The 13,246-nt window shown below is 35.3% G+C and carries 16 protein-coding genes and 1 pseudogene; 6 read left to right on the top strand and 11 right to left on the bottom strand.

Annotated elements, in window-relative coordinates; all coding sequences use genetic code 11:
* Positions 1 to 61 precede the first annotated feature (61 nt).
* Both JR312_RS03670 and JR312_RS03665 read left to right on the top strand, forming a co-directional pair.
* Positions 62 to 244: a hypothetical protein gene (locus tag JR312_RS03670; protein WP_416647759.1), complete on the top strand. Its 183-nt coding sequence runs from the start codon at positions 62 to 64 to the stop codon at positions 242 to 244.
* A gap of 60 nt (positions 245 to 304) precedes the next feature.
* Positions 305 to 1,303, top strand: a complete 999-nt coding sequence (locus tag JR312_RS03665; RefSeq protein WP_264330516.1) for a pyruvate dehydrogenase complex E1 component subunit beta — start codon at positions 305 to 307, stop codon at positions 1,301 to 1,303.
* Positions 1,304 to 1,305: 2 nt separating this feature from the next.
* On the opposite strand, the gene JR312_RS03660 is transcribed toward JR312_RS03665, so the two are convergent.
* A complete protein-coding gene (locus tag JR312_RS03660; protein WP_007302624.1) occupies positions 1,306 to 1,662 on the bottom strand; it encodes a TrbC/VirB2 family protein in 357 nt (118 codons plus the stop codon).
* 199 nt (positions 1,663 to 1,861) lie between these two features.
* On the opposite strand from JR312_RS03660, the gene lepB reads away from it, so the two are divergent.
* On the top strand, positions 1,862 to 2,644 hold the full coding sequence (lepB, locus tag JR312_RS03655; protein ID WP_416647758.1) for a signal peptidase I: 783 nt from the start codon (positions 1,862 to 1,864) through the stop codon (positions 2,642 to 2,644).
* Between the two features lie 3 nt (positions 2,645 to 2,647).
* Here the strand turns inward: lepB and JR312_RS03650 are convergent, their stop codons facing one another.
* The 4 genes from JR312_RS03650 to iscU are packed head-to-tail and all read right to left on the bottom strand — an operon-like array spanning position 2,648 to position 5,747.
* Positions 2,648 to 4,543, bottom strand: a complete 1,896-nt coding sequence (locus JR312_RS03650; RefSeq protein ID WP_416647757.1) for an Hsp70 family protein — start codon at positions 4,541 to 4,543, stop codon at positions 2,648 to 2,650.
* A complete protein-coding gene (locus JR312_RS03645) occupies positions 4,521 to 4,979 on the bottom strand; it encodes an iron-sulfur cluster co-chaperone HscB C-terminal domain-containing protein (RefSeq protein WP_264330518.1) in 459 nt (152 codons plus the stop codon). The genes JR312_RS03650 and JR312_RS03645 overlap by 23 nt, the downstream gene beginning before the upstream one ends.
* Complete coding sequence (locus tag JR312_RS03640) at positions 4,972 to 5,358, bottom strand: HesB/IscA family protein (RefSeq protein WP_006012614.1); 387 nt, start codon at positions 5,356 to 5,358, stop codon at positions 4,972 to 4,974. The genes JR312_RS03645 and JR312_RS03640 overlap by 8 nt, the downstream gene beginning before the upstream one ends.
* Before the next feature lie 5 nt (positions 5,359 to 5,363).
* Complete coding sequence (gene iscU / locus JR312_RS03635; RefSeq protein ID WP_007302620.1) at positions 5,364 to 5,747, bottom strand: Fe-S cluster assembly scaffold IscU; 384 nt, start codon at positions 5,745 to 5,747, stop codon at positions 5,364 to 5,366.
* 176 nt (positions 5,748 to 5,923) lie between these two features.
* Between iscU and ftsY the strand changes: the two genes are divergently transcribed.
* Together ftsY and JR312_RS03625 are read left to right on the top strand one after the other, a co-directional pair.
* The gene (gene ftsY / locus JR312_RS03630) at positions 5,924 to 6,835 is read left to right on the top strand and encodes a signal recognition particle-docking protein FtsY (protein WP_264330519.1); all 912 of its coding nucleotides are present in this window, start codon (positions 5,924 to 5,926) and stop codon (positions 6,833 to 6,835) included.
* 562 nt (positions 6,836 to 7,397) lie between these two features.
* Complete coding sequence (locus JR312_RS03625) at positions 7,398 to 7,661, top strand: hypothetical protein (RefSeq protein ID WP_264330520.1); 264 nt, start codon at positions 7,398 to 7,400, stop codon at positions 7,659 to 7,661.
* Positions 7,662 to 7,719: 58 nt separating this feature from the next.
* Here JR312_RS03625 and JR312_RS03620 read toward each other — a convergent pair whose 3' ends face one another.
* The 6 genes and pseudogenes from JR312_RS03620 to JR312_RS03595 form a co-directional block, all read right to left on the bottom strand.
* Positions 7,720 to 8,202, bottom strand: a complete 483-nt coding sequence (locus JR312_RS03620) for an IS630 family transposase (RefSeq protein ID WP_264330460.1) — start codon at positions 8,200 to 8,202, stop codon at positions 7,720 to 7,722.
* Between the two features lie 28 nt (positions 8,203 to 8,230).
* On the bottom strand, positions 8,231 to 8,578 hold the full coding sequence (locus JR312_RS03615; protein ID WP_213864026.1) for an IS630 transposase-related protein: 348 nt from the start codon (positions 8,576 to 8,578) through the stop codon (positions 8,231 to 8,233).
* The gene (locus tag JR312_RS03610; RefSeq protein ID WP_416647756.1) at positions 8,568 to 8,795 is read right to left on the bottom strand and encodes a hypothetical protein; all 228 of its coding nucleotides are present in this window, start codon (positions 8,793 to 8,795) and stop codon (positions 8,568 to 8,570) included. The genes JR312_RS03615 and JR312_RS03610 overlap by 11 nt, the downstream gene beginning before the upstream one ends.
* Positions 8,796 to 8,936: 141 nt before the next feature.
* Positions 8,937 to 10,279, bottom strand: a pseudogene (gene radA / locus JR312_RS03605) (DNA repair protein RadA).
* Positions 10,280 to 10,345: 66 nt separating this feature from the next.
* Positions 10,346 to 11,617, bottom strand: coding sequence for an MFS transporter (locus tag JR312_RS03600; protein WP_264330522.1), 1,272 nt, complete (start codon positions 11,615 to 11,617; stop codon positions 10,346 to 10,348).
* 345 nt (positions 11,618 to 11,962) lie between these two features.
* Positions 11,963 to 12,127, bottom strand: coding sequence for a WPE palindromic element domain-containing protein (locus tag JR312_RS03595; RefSeq protein WP_405196968.1), 165 nt, complete (start codon positions 12,125 to 12,127; stop codon positions 11,963 to 11,965).
* A gap of 487 nt (positions 12,128 to 12,614) precedes the next feature.
* Here JR312_RS03595 and JR312_RS03590 point away from each other — a divergent pair.
* Positions 12,615 to 13,246 (top strand): DNA topoisomerase (locus tag JR312_RS03590; protein ID WP_416647755.1); only part of this gene is annotated, 632 nt, incomplete at its 3' end.

Genomic DNA, 13,246 nt, shown 5'->3' with positions numbered 1-13,246 from the left:
TATTACTTTTTTTTCGGTTTGACACACTTTTTTGAACGTTCCCTCTGTAAATCTTGTAACCATGTCGACAGTAGGTGTTATCTTTAGTGTAGCTTTCCAATTACCAATTCTATCAATGATTGCAATTTCTGTGATGTCTTCATTGATAGTCGGTGGAGTTACATATGCACTATCACCGCAACCTACTGAATTAAAAGAAGTAAGTATTCAATGCTCAATGCAACATGATGCTTGTAAAACTTAACTTGTGCGCTTCCTGGTAATTTTGATATAGTTATTTCAGTTGAAATTTACAGATTTACAAATGGCAAGCTTAAGTGTAAGAGAAGCGTTATGCACGGCAATCAGAGAAGAAATGCAAAATGACCCTGATGTATTTATCATGGGTGAAGAAGTTGCAGAGTATGATGGTGCTTATAAAGTAACAAAAGGATTACTGAAAGAGTTCGGAGAAAATAGGGTGGTTGATACACCTATTACCGAACATGGATTTGCTGGTCTTGCTGTTGGAGCAGCGTTTGCTGGGCTCAAACCTATTGTTGAGTTTATGACTTTTAATTTTTCTATGCAAGCTATTGACCAAATTGTGAATTCTGCAACAAAAACAAATTATATGTCAGGTGGACAACTTGGATGCCCTATAGTGTTTCGTGGACCAAATGGAGCTGCAGCAAGAGTTGCCGCACAACATTCTCAGTGCTTTGCATCTTGGTATTCGCATGTTCCAGGTTTGAAAGTAATAGCACCTTACTTTGCCTCTGATTGCAGAGGTCTGCTTAAAGCTGCAATTCGTGATCCTAATCCAGTAATATTTCTAGAAAACGAGATCGCTTATGGGCATGAACATGAGATTCCTGATTCTGAGCTATCAAATAAAGATTATCTGCTTGAGATAGGCAAAGCTGCTGTTATACGGGAAGGAAAGGATGTAACTATCACTGCTTTTTCATTGAAACTAATGGATGCGTTAAATGCAGCAGATTTACTCTCTAGTGAAGGAATAGAAGCTGAAGTTATCGACCTCAGAACCTTAAGACCACTTGACACTGAAACAGTTATTAACTCTATTAAGAAGACCAATAGATTAATAAGCATAGAAGAGGGTTGGCCATTTGCAGGAATAGGAGCAGAACTCTCAGCCATGGTTATGGAACAAGGATTTGACTACCTTGACGCTCCGGTTGTACGGGTAACCGGCAAGGATGTCCCCTTACCTTATGCTGCAAACCTAGAAAAGAAAGCATTACCACAAGTGGAAGATATAGTTGAAGCTGTGCACCAAGTCTGCTTTAGAAAGAAATAGTCCTATTGACTCTTTTTTTTATCTCCCGTTCCACATTCTTCCATAAAAGAGGCATTTGTAGAGTTTATACCACCCATTACTTTTATGACAATAGTTTTAGCGCCAAAAAACACAGCGCAAAATACACCGAGGGCGAAAAGAGCAGGCCACGGCATTCTACCAAATATTGCAAGTAAAGCTGCTCCTATTATCACTACAGTCATAAGCGGTCCACCTATTCCCCAAACGTAGCCAATAATATTACATATTACTTGAGCAGTTGTATCGTCATTAGAGTTAGCAGCACTTCCAACATGAGAAAAAGAAATAAATAATACTATAAGTAGAATACAAAAAACCTTTCTAATTGTAGGGTTCATCCCTATACCTTAAGTTTAAATATTATGATTATATCTAAAATAGTATAATTTTCAGTAAAACTAGCATTGTGATTTATACAATATTACATAGCAAACGATGTCTATTGGTTGTCAATCATTGCCAATTACTTGAGAGCTTATTTCGACTTTTGAAAAAGAGCAATAACACCTATGAGTAAAATTTGACATCACTACTTTTATGTGTTATAATGGAGCTGTTTATAAAAAAATAAAATTGAAAAAGTTGAGAGAAAGTAGGATAACAAGAACGAGGAAGTTTTTATCTTCACTGTTTTTTTTGCTGCTGATTGCTCTATCAATACGCAGTCTTTTATTTGAGCCATTTCATATTCCTTCTGGTTCAATGAAAAGCACTCTACTTGAGGGGGACTACATTTTTACTAGTAAATATTCATATGGTTACAGTAAACACTCTTTCCCGTTTTCTCCAAACATCTTTAGCGGAAGAATTTTTTATACCCCTCCAGAGCGTGGTGATGTAATAGTTTTCAAACCTACAAGAAATGATAGCATTAGATTTGTTAAGCGGGTAATAGGAATACCTGGCGATAAAGTGCAAATGATAGAGGGAGAATTGTACCTAAATGATCAAAAAGTAGAGTGGCAGCAAATTGAAAGTTTTTTTGATTATGAGTCAAAGCGTGATATAACAAGATACATAGAAACACTTCCGAGCGGTAAGGAACATGAGATTTTAATAGACAATGCATCCAATAAGCTATCACATAACACTCCAGTTTATTATGTGCCTGATGGTCACTTTTTTGTTATGGGAGATAACAGAAATAATTCTCGCGATAGCAGATTTTCAGATGTTGGTTTCATACCAGCGGAAAATATAGTTGGACGCGTAAGCATGGTTGGTTTATCGTTTAAATTAGGCAAAGTTGATTGGTTACCATTTAACTTTAGATTACCTGTTGCCCTGAGATTTGACAGGATACTGCACAAAGTTGTGTAAATTCTACCTGTCTGATGATTCGCATAATTCTAAAGCAGAATTTTCTAACTCAGCGATAGCATTATTAATGTTGTCTAAGTCATTTTCCTGTAAAGCGTCTTTTGCGTTCTGTAGTAAAATTTTTAACTTTTGCTCAGTGGAAACATTTTCAACTAGATGTATGAGCTTGTTACCGTTAATTTTAGCCTCTGCAAGGGAACGAGCCTTCATGTCTTCATCAAAGTTACTTACTGACTGATTGACCATATCTTGAATATCTTCTTCATTTAAGCCAGAGCTTGAATTTATTTCAACTGTCTGTTCGACTCCAGTAGTTTTTTCTCTTGCAGTGACAGTCAATATTCCATCAATGCTAACTGTAAATCCTATTTCAACTTTTGCAGAACCTGCAGGCAATTGTGGTATACCTTTGAGTTCAAATCGTGCTAGAGATTTATTATCTTTTATCATTTCACGTTCTCCTTGACAAACGTGAATTTTCATTGCTGTTTGCCCGTTAGCGTAAGTTGTAAACTCTTTTATTTCTGAAACTGGTAGTGGTGTATTTCTTGGTATAATTTTTTCAACTATTCCCCCCATAGTTTCTATGCCAAGTGATAAAGGCAGCACATCAAGGAGAATATTCCTATCTTTTGAGTTTGAAGTTAAATAATGAGCCTGCAAAGCTGCCCCATTGGCAACTGCTTTGTCCGGATCCACATCATTCAGCACTTTATTGCCAAAGAGTTTGATTAGTGAATTTTGCACTAATGGCACTCTAGTTGCGCCACCAACTAAAATTACCCCTTTTATATTATCGATTTTAAGATCTATGTTGCTTATAGTACGAGTAACTATATTTATAGTCTTATTAACCAAAGGACTGATTGCTTGCTCGAATTCTTCTTTGGTAATTTCACATTCAAATAATTCACCATTAATATTGAATTCAAAAGTGCCAGAGGTATCTTCACTTAGGTACTCTTTTATAGCACGTATATTGCAGATACCAGTTTTAGTGTATGAATGTTGTAATTTGTAGGTAGTTGTATCAGATGGTGCAGTGCTTGACACTGGAATCCAGTTCTTATTATATAACTTTCTGGTGTGTTCACTTGCAATCAAACTTTCTGGATCCCAGTGTCGGAGCACTGGGATGACACTAGAGCATTTTTTATTTAAACCTACCTGTTCTCTATACTTTTCAAGCACGATTAAACTAAGTAGATGATCAAAATCATCACCACCAAGTTTAGTATCACCACCAACTGCAAGAACTTGAAACACTCCTTGATGTAATTTTAGTATTGAAATGTCAAATGTTCCACCACCGAGGTCATAAACTGCATATATGCCACTGTTATTGTTCTTTTCAATGGAGTAAGAAAGTGCTGCAGCGGTTGGTTCATTAATGAGGCGAAGAACATCTATGCCAGCTAATTTTGCTGCATATTTGGTTGCGTTACGTGCTGAATCATCAAAATAAGCTGGTACAGTAATCACTGCTTTGTTAACTTTCATCCCTGTGAATTTTTTTACCCTCTTGCATAGAGTTTTTAGTATCTCAGCAGAGATCTCAATAGGAGTGAGATACTTTTCTTCTGAGCATTTTACCCTAATAACTTTTTCACTTTCGTTATCTATTTCACAATTGATACCTTCTTTATGCAAATCTTTAACACTTTTACCCATTAAGCGTTTTATAGAGCAGATAGCGTTTTCGCCAACATCGTAGCCTACTTTTAGTACATCCTTTTCATATGAAATGACAGAAGGTAATAGTTCACGACCTTGCTCATCTTTAAATATTTCTACGTTGCCAGCTTTATTTACCATGGCAATTAAAGAGTTAGTAGTTCCAAGATCTATACCAAAAACTACCTCATCTGAACTTGGTTCAGAAATTTGAACTGGCCGCATTTTCCTTCATCTCCTCAAATGACTTATATAAATATCTCAATCTAAAAACTTGCGTAGCAGCTTCATCAAAATTTTTTGTAGCAAAAGCATTAATTAGGTTTTTAGTACAATCTTTTACCTTTTCATCAATCATCCTACTTGCAAATTGTAAATCATCGCAGTCTAGAAAGTATTCTCTTATTTCCATTGATTCATTTAATATTTCAGGATCAAGATGCTCTTTTTTGCTTTTTACGTCAAAAAGATCCAACAAATGTTCGGCACGCTTTAGCGGTGACTTCAGTACCTGATAAGCTTTGTTGATATTTTCCATATTTTTGGACTCTCTTTCATTTATATCAGTTTTGCTTAGCTCAATATATTTTTTCTCCAGCTCATCAAAGCTGATGTTAAAAGCCGGTTCAATTCCAAATAATGTGAAATGGTTGCTAGACATGAAAACTCTCTCCACAACCACATTTTCCTTTCTCATTAGGATTTTTGAAAATAAAACCTGATGAGAATTTTTCCTCTACATAATCCATTTCAGAGCCAAGGATAAACATGATAGATTTTGGATCGATCAGCACCTTGACTTTTTGATCATCACTGCAGCTTTCTTCAATTACCGACTCCAAAGGACGAACATCATATGCATATTCAATATCATATTTTAAACCAGAGCATCCTTTTTGCTTAATTAGAACTCTTATTCCTATTGCTTCTTCAAGGTTAGCATGCTTCTTTTTGTCCAATAAAAACCTTACCCTCTCTACTGCATTTGCAGTTAGAGTGATAGGTTTTTTAACAGAATTTACTCCTTGAAATTCACTCATATTCCTCAATGTTTTTGTTTATTTTGATAATCATGAATAGCAGCTTTTATAGCATCCTCAGCAAGTACTGAACAGTGTATCTTTACTGGCGGCAAAGACAATTCTTCCACTATTTGAGTATTCTTTATCTTTGTTACATTCTCAATAGTTTTTCCTTTGATCATTTCTGTAAGCAAAGAACTTGAAGCTATAGCAGAACCACAACCAAAAGTTTTAAATTTTGCGTCTTCAATAACACCTTTATCGTTGACCTTTATTTGCAGTTTCATTACATCTCCGCATGATGGTGCACCAACTAAACCAGTACCAACATTTGGATCATTTTTATCCAGAGAACCAACATTCCTTGGATTTTCATAATGATCTAAAATTTTCTCATTATAACTCATAGATTACCCGTAAACCATTACTTACATTATAACATATTTAGGTTAAAAACTAAAGTAAAATACACTAGCAAGCGGTACATTTTACTCACAAAATATATAGGTTACGAGTGTATTTACTTTACAAATACATATAGTGCATGTCATTCTTTATATGGTAATTTTAGAAGGAGTATTTCTTGAGTTTATTCAGTAATCTTTATCAAGGACTATTAAAAACCTCCTCCCGTTTTAGTGATGGAGTAAAAAATATTTTTTCTGGCAAAAAAAAATTAGATCAGTCGCTTTTAGATGATCTGGAAGAGCTGCTGATTAGCATGGATATAGGTCATAAAACTTCTAGATTGCTTATTGATAAGCTCGCAAGTATCAAATTTGAATCAGAAGTTGAACATAATATTATCACACAGCAGTTAATGAGCGAAATAGAAACAATATTAAACCCTGTTGTGGAGCCGCTCATTTTGAATAAAAAACCACACATAATAATGATATGCGGAGTGAATGGTAATGGAAAAACTACAACTATAGGTAAACTTGCCTATAAATATAAAGAAAAAGGAAAATCCGTTATGCTTGTTGCGTGCGACACATTCAGAGCTGCTGCGAGTGAGCAATTAAATATTTGGGCAGAACGTTCTGATTGCTCTATTGTTACTGGAGAGCACGGTAGCGATTCTGCAAGTGTGGCATATAGAGCTGTAAATCAAGCGATAAAAGATAGCGTTGATGTTGTTTTAATTGATACAGCAGGAAGGCTACAAAACAATGTAAATCTCATGCAAGAGCTGTCAAAAATACATAGAACGATAAAGAAATTGGATGATACTGCTCCTCATGATGTTATTTTGGTTCTTGATGCAACTACTGGCCAAAATGCTTATAGCCAATTAGAGGCCTTTAGTAAAATGGTTGGTGTTACCGGGTTAATTGTAACAAAGCTAGATGGTACTGCCAAAGGTGGAGTAGTGATTGGGCTTGCAGAAGCTTATAAGGTGAAATTACACGCTATAGGAATTGGTGAAAGTATAGAAGACCTGAGGGAATTTACTGGCAAAGAGTTTGCTGAAGCGCTGTTTAAATGTGATTGAAGATCTCTTTAATTTTCTCATATGACCAAGCTTAATTATCATGAGAAGCCGTTTTTAGATGGTCTCATTCCAGCATGTGACGCTGGTTGCAAGTGATTATTGGGTTGGGTGAGCCGTTAACGTATAAAAATTACTTCCGCATATTTTCAATCTCATTATAATTACAAATAGAGATATTTTAAGAGCTCAAAATCTATCTTTAGTCTGCAGACTTTTTAATCAAACTTATTAAAAAATGTATTCTTCAGTGTATATCTGTCGTATGTGCACTGCATTTTTTTTCTAACTCTTTTTTACACAGGAGGATTTTATGTCTAGAATTCCAGATACTTGACCTTTACTTTAGCCAATAAAAATCAATGGGCGCCCATGGTTTTTATAAAGAAAGTATAAGAAAAAAAATATTTTAAAGAATATGAAATAAGGATCTAATATGTTTTGTAGGCAACCAAAAACCACTTCAGCTTGTCACTCATGCCTAAAAAGTAATTATATTAATGTAATATTTATACTTACATGCTAATATTAACATATTTAAATTAAGGAGTATACTATGACTAACATGCGAAATTCCATAGACAGCAAAAATGAGCCACCAATACTACATACATTCGCTGATTGCAAAAAAATATGCGAAACAATACCCATATATCTTGCACGGGCAGCATGCGAGGCCGGATGTGCAATTACTAATCCTTACGGTTCTCAACCTAAATTACAAGTTAGTGAGAAATTAGCAGATAGTGCAAAAAATCTTTATGATGAGAGCGAAAAATTATTGCTTATAGCAGAGGAAATACACAATCAAGATTTAATGTATCTTTAATAACAAAAAAGAGGATATTCTATATCTTCTTTTTTTTATGCGATAACTATAGTATTTTCTAAAATGGATGATAAAGTTCCATTATGGTATTACCAACCAAAAGCTGTAAGTCTGTATATTTATACATGAGAGGTCTGAGGCGGCTTTTGATGGTATGCCAACAGTATTCTATAGGATTCAAATCTGGTGAATATGTTGGAAGATACAGCAAATGACAGCCAAAAGACTCTATTAATGATTTTGTTTTAGTGGTCTTATGAAATGTAGCATTATCCATAACTATAGTTGTGCCAAGTGGCAATTTAGGTAATAACATCTTCTCCAACCATGTATTGAATACCTCTTTGTCACACCCACCTTTGAAAGTCATTGGTGCAATAAATCTCTTTCCAATCCACCCGGCTACTATACTGATTCTCTCTCGAGTTCTCCCTGGAATATCTGCATAAATTTTCTTTCCTCTTGGAGCGCGTCCATATTCTCGGTATAACTTATTATCAACTCCTGCTTCATCTATATATAAGATGCTGGAATGGTCTATTTTTGAGATTTTATCAATAAATTGCTCCCTATCTTCTTGATTGCGCTCTTGATATAGTGTGACTTTTTTTTAAAGTAATTTTTAGCTGTTTTAGTCTATACCAAATTGAGTTTATTCCAAATCCAAGATTTTGTTTCATCTCTGCCAGAGTATGATCTGGATTCTTTGTAACATATTCTTCGAGTATTTTGGGGTCTATTTTTCGAATAAAGCTACCGTTTTTAGATGGCTTGAGGCTTTCACCAGCAGCTTTCTTTTTTAACCAACGGTACAGAGTTGCTATTCCTATCTCCATAAGCTCTGCTACCTCAACCTTTGTCTTACCTTTTTCTATCATCAATACTGCCTTTTCCCTTAAATCCACACTATATGCCATTATAACTCAAATACTTTATTATACCTTTATCATTTACTTTAGGAAATACTATAGCTACTTGTTTTCGTATTCGTTCAGGCAAGGTAGTTATGAGTAAAAATAGCAAATGGTCAGTGCGTGACACTGGAATCCAGCTAAACACTTTACAATGTTTTTGATGACGAAGCCAGTGTCTGGGCACTGGCATGACAGGAGTGTGAGATAAGGCTACATACATACTCCAACAGGTATGATGGTGTCATTCCAGTGCTTAACACTGGAATCCAGAAAAAAAGAAGCCTATGTCACCTACTCAGATGACATTATGGAAGCTGGGATGACATCCTTCTCACAAGCAAAATGTTCATGCAGATAATATTTAACTGTGATTGAAGACCTCTTTTAACTCTTTTATATGACCAAGCTTAATTATCTCAATATCATGAGAAGAATAATTGCCATTTTTAGGCATAATCGCTTTTTTAAACCCTAATTTTTGTGCTTCCCTTAGTCTGAGATCAGCATGCGAAACATTCCTAATTTCTCCTGAAAGTGCAACTTCACCGCAGATTATTGAAGAAGTTGGTAGCGGTAAATTTACTAAACTTGAAATAAGGGAAGCAGCAACAGCAAGATCAGCTGATGGTTCCTGTATTTTGAGTCCTCCTGCAATGTTTAGGTATACTTCTTTATCATGCAAAAACATTTTACAACGAGCACTTAGCACCGCGATGATCATAGCTAATCTATTAATATCCCAACCAACTACTGCCCTTCTTGGAGTTGTCATATTAGTCCTTGCTATTAATGCTTGCACTTCCATTAAGATTGGTCTTGAGCCTTCAACTCCTGCAAATACGGCGCTGCCAACTACTTCTCTATCATGTACGGTCAAGAATAATGATGATGGATTATCAACAGGCATGAGTCCTGCTTCAGACATCTCAAAAACACCAATTTCATTTGCAGGGCCAAATCTATTTTTAATAGTACGTAAAATGCGATATTGATTACTATTTTCACCCTCAAAATATAGTACTGTATCTACCATATGCTCCAGGGTTTTAGGCCCCGCTATTTGTCCATCTTTCGTTATATGGCCAACTATTAAGAGAGAAACACCATATTGCTTTGCAAGAACAGTCAATTCATGAGCGCAGGTACGGACTTGAGTTACAGTTCCTGGTGCTGATGTGACTTTGCTATCATACATAGTTTGTATAGAATCAATTATCAAGAACTTAATACTTTTATTTTTCCTTATTGTTGCTACTACATCAGTTAAAGATACTGTAGATAAAAGCTTAATTTTAGGTTCATTTATCTTAAGACGCTTTGCTCTGAGGCTCACTTGCTCTAAAGATTCCTCGCCAGATGCATAAAGACATTCAAAAGAGGAAAGTTGTACAACATTAGCTGCAATCCTAAGCAAAAGAGTAGATTTTCCAATTCCAGGTTCACCACCAATTAAAATGCTAGCACCTTGAACGATACCTCCACCAAAAACTCTATCTAACTCTTCTATTCCTGTTAAAAAACGATCGGGGGTAATAATTTCACTATCTGATAACGCTTTATTGAAATTGGTGCAGATGTACTTCTCGTTTCTGTTTTTAGTACTATTTCTTCGACAACCGTATCCCAACTGTCACATGCAATACACCTTCCTACCCACCTTCCAGTGCTATGACCGCAGAATTGACATACGTATGCAGTTTTCATAAAAGCCAAAATTATAATTGTAATAAAAATTAGCTAAATAAGTGAAATAAATTTAAATAGAGAAAATTACCAATCACACTTTTTATCTTGTGGTTTTATTTGCAATATTGCTACTAAGCTGACTAATAAGCAAAAAATTACATAAAGCCCAGCAGCAAAGTCTATTTTAGGAAACATTATAGTAAACCAAGTGCATATCATAGGAGTAAATCCTCCATGCAAGGCAAAAGAGATGTTGCGTGATAAGCTAACACCACTAAATCTAACATTAGTAGGAAAAAGCTCAGCAGTAACTATCCCTATAGGATTAATACCCCTCTCGATTATAGAAAGAGCCATAACACTTAACATGATTATAAGATAGCTTTTATAGTAATATGCAATAGATAACATAGGACAACATAATACCATTGTTATCACTATAAATAAGATTGCAGTGCGTTCTCTTCCTACTTTATCAGCTAAAATTCCAAGCACTATTGAAGATATCGGCATTAATATGCTGGTTATAATGAGTACAACTTCGTTGACATACGTTGTTACATAAGTTTCAACAGACACTATTTCTTTTGCAATTGTTCTAAGAAATATGGTAAATCCAACAGCAACATTAACAGGTACAGATATTAAAATAGCAAGTATCAGGGCTCTTTTATAGCGTTTTGTAAGCTCTATTATTGGTAAATTAGGTAAATTTCTTTGTTCTCGATTTTTTTCATACGCTGGAGTTTCTCCTAGTGTATATATACTATATGCGCTTATTAATCCTAAAATGGCTGAAAAAATAAACGGCAGCCTCCAACCCCAAGCGTTAAAATCAGTGGTTTTTTTACAGATGATCACTGCAACCACAGAGAGCAATATGCCAATGGAGCGACCAAAACTTATTATTCCAAAAAACATTCCTAGTTTTTTCTTATTAGGTAAATGCTCTATGAGATAAACAGAGCTACCTCCTTGCTCAGCGCCAAGTGCAACCCCTTGTATCAGATGGATTGAAAGAAGCAATGTAGTAGAGGTTATTCCTATTTTACTATAACTTGGAATAAACGCAACGAGACTAGAAGGAATCGATATTAGCAAGATAGCAATCGTTAACGCCATTCTCCTTCCATACCTATCACCAATGTGACCAAATACAGATGCACCAAGTGGTCTTACCATTGCACCCATTCCTGCAATTCCAAACAATTGCAATATGCTGTAGTAGATATCTTTTGCATAACAAAATTCTCTACTAATTATATTAACCAGATCAATAAAGAGCATATGGTCATACCATATTGCGATTCTACAGAGTATTGTTGCAATCAATACTCTTGTTTGTTGATTGTACACTTAGTTTAATTTATAAATGTCTACTTATTTTTATTTTGGCTGCTTTTTAGAACTTTGCAACTCAAGCGTATGGCTTATATGTAAATATTATTAAAATTGGAACTTGCATAACCAGATATCATGCAAGTAGTCCTTTCTTGTCATCCGAGTAGCTGATCTTTATTATAATGTCATCCAAGTAGCTGACACTGGGATCCATTGTTCTTTTTTCTGGATTCCAGCATCAAGTGCTGGAATGACATCTTCATACCTGCTGGAATATGGCTATTATCCAATTGTTATCATCTAACGCTCTTATCATCCCAGTACCTTTATTTTTCATTCAAGTAGCTGACACTGGTTTCTTTATGATGTTGTCATCCAAGTAGCTGACACTGGGATCCATTGTTCTTTTTTCTGGATTCCAGCGTCATGCGCTGGAATGACATGGTGGAATGTCCTTCTTGTCATTCCAGTACTCCTTTTCTTGTCATCCCAGTGCTCCGACACTGGGATCCATTTTTCCATCATCAGAAACGTTGATTACTTTTATACTCGTAAATTTAACTGGATCCCAGTGTCGGACTGGGATGACACCTCTCTTAAATTACTTTAGCTACAAATATCAAGAAATTTACTAAGCAGAAAAAAGACAAAAGAAATCCCCTATTAGCTAGTTGTGACTCCTGAAAATTGGCCTGTCTTAAACAGACCGTTTCAGCTTATATGGTTAAAAAACTGGAAGTTTTGTAAAGAAATAAGATGCACATAGTGCAAAAAATTAAAAATAAGACGACAACTGCGTTATGCTTTTGTCGTTTAATCTGCACAGACGAAGATAAATAGTATAGCGTTATCCTTATGGTAAGGGAGTTGAAAAAATTTATAAAGCAGGTTCTTTCATGAGTTTTTTTGCGAACATCAAACAATTACTTAGAAAAATTGGAAAGACCATTAAAATATTTTTTTACTTTTTATTCTATATATTTCAACATATTACCTTTAAGTACTAATAATTATGGCATTATTAATAGTTGAGTCGCCGGCAAAGGCAAAGACGATAGGTAAATATTTGAGTAAAGAATTCAAAGTGGCTGCATCCTTTGGCCACGTCAGAGATCTGCCAGCGAAGAATGGTTCTGTTGATCCTGATAATGACTTTGCCATGAAGTATGAGATTATTGAAAAAGCAGAAAAGTATGTAAAAGAGTTAGTCAAGGAAGCTAGTAAAACATCAGATATATACCTTGCAACAGATCCAGACAGAGAAGGGGAAGCAATAGCTTGGAATGTGATAGAGGCACTAAAGGAAAGAAAAGCAATCAATGATGAAAGCAACATTCATAGAGTAGTCTTTAACGAAATAACAAAAAGAGCAGTGCAAGAAGCTATAAAAAATCCACGTGAAATTAATATGGACTTAGTGCGTGCACAGCAAGCACGCAGAGCTTTGGATTATCTAGTTGGATTTAGCTTGTCACCGCTGCTGTGGACAAAATTGTCGGGAAGCAAATCTGCAGGGCGAGTGCAGTCTGTTGCATTAAAGCTTATATGCGAACGAGAGGATGAAATCAGTAAGTTTATAACACAGGAGTATTGGAGCATAAAGGCAGAAATGCAAAATAGCAAAGATGAGGCTTTTTTTGCTAT

The organism is Wolbachia endosymbiont of Nasonia giraulti (assembly GCF_048054155.1).
Lineage (GTDB): Bacteria > Pseudomonadota > Alphaproteobacteria > Rickettsiales > Anaplasmataceae > Wolbachia > Wolbachia pipientis_C.
This window is presented reverse-complemented; position numbering and strand designations above follow the sequence as displayed.

What these genes read in the sequence shown, in the direction of transcription:
- JR312_RS03670 (WP_416647759.1), top strand. Translation starts at nt 62, where the DNA reads ATGTCGACAGTAGGTGTTATCTTTAGTGTAGCTTTCCAATTACCAATT.
- JR312_RS03665 (WP_264330516.1), top strand. Translation starts at nt 305, where the DNA reads ATGGCAAGCTTAAGTGTAAGAGAAGCGTTATGCACGGCAATCAGAGAA.
- JR312_RS03660 (WP_007302624.1), bottom strand. Translation starts at nt 1,662, where the DNA reads ATGAACCCTACAATTAGAAAGGTTTTTTGTATTCTACTTATAGTATTA.
- lepB (WP_416647758.1), top strand. Translation starts at nt 1,862, where the DNA reads ATGTGTTATAATGGAGCTGTTTATAAAAAAATAAAATTGAAAAAGTTG.
- JR312_RS03650 (WP_416647757.1), bottom strand. Translation starts at nt 4,543, where the DNA reads ATGCGGCCAGTTCAAATTTCTGAACCAAGTTCAGATGAGGTAGTTTTT.
- JR312_RS03645 (WP_264330518.1), bottom strand. Translation starts at nt 4,979, where the DNA reads ATGTCTAGCAACCATTTCACATTATTTGGAATTGAACCGGCTTTTAAC.
- JR312_RS03640 (WP_006012614.1), bottom strand. Translation starts at nt 5,358, where the DNA reads ATGAGTGAATTTCAAGGAGTAAATTCTGTTAAAAAACCTATCACTCTA.
- iscU (WP_007302620.1), bottom strand. Translation starts at nt 5,747, where the DNA reads ATGAGTTATAATGAGAAAATTTTAGATCATTATGAAAATCCAAGGAAT.
- JR312_RS03625 (WP_264330520.1), top strand. Translation starts at nt 7,398, where the DNA reads ATGCGAAATTCCATAGACAGCAAAAATGAGCCACCAATACTACATACA.
- JR312_RS03615 (WP_213864026.1), bottom strand. Translation starts at nt 8,578, where the DNA reads ATGGCATATAGTGTGGATTTAAGGGAAAAGGCAGTATTGATGATAGAA.
- JR312_RS03610 (WP_416647756.1), bottom strand. Translation starts at nt 8,795, where the DNA reads ATGTATGTAGCCTTATCTCACACTCCTGTCATGCCAGTGCCCAGACAC.
- JR312_RS03595 (WP_405196968.1), bottom strand. Translation starts at nt 12,127, where the DNA reads ATGATGGAAAAATGGATCCCAGTGTCGGAGCACTGGGATGACAAGAAA.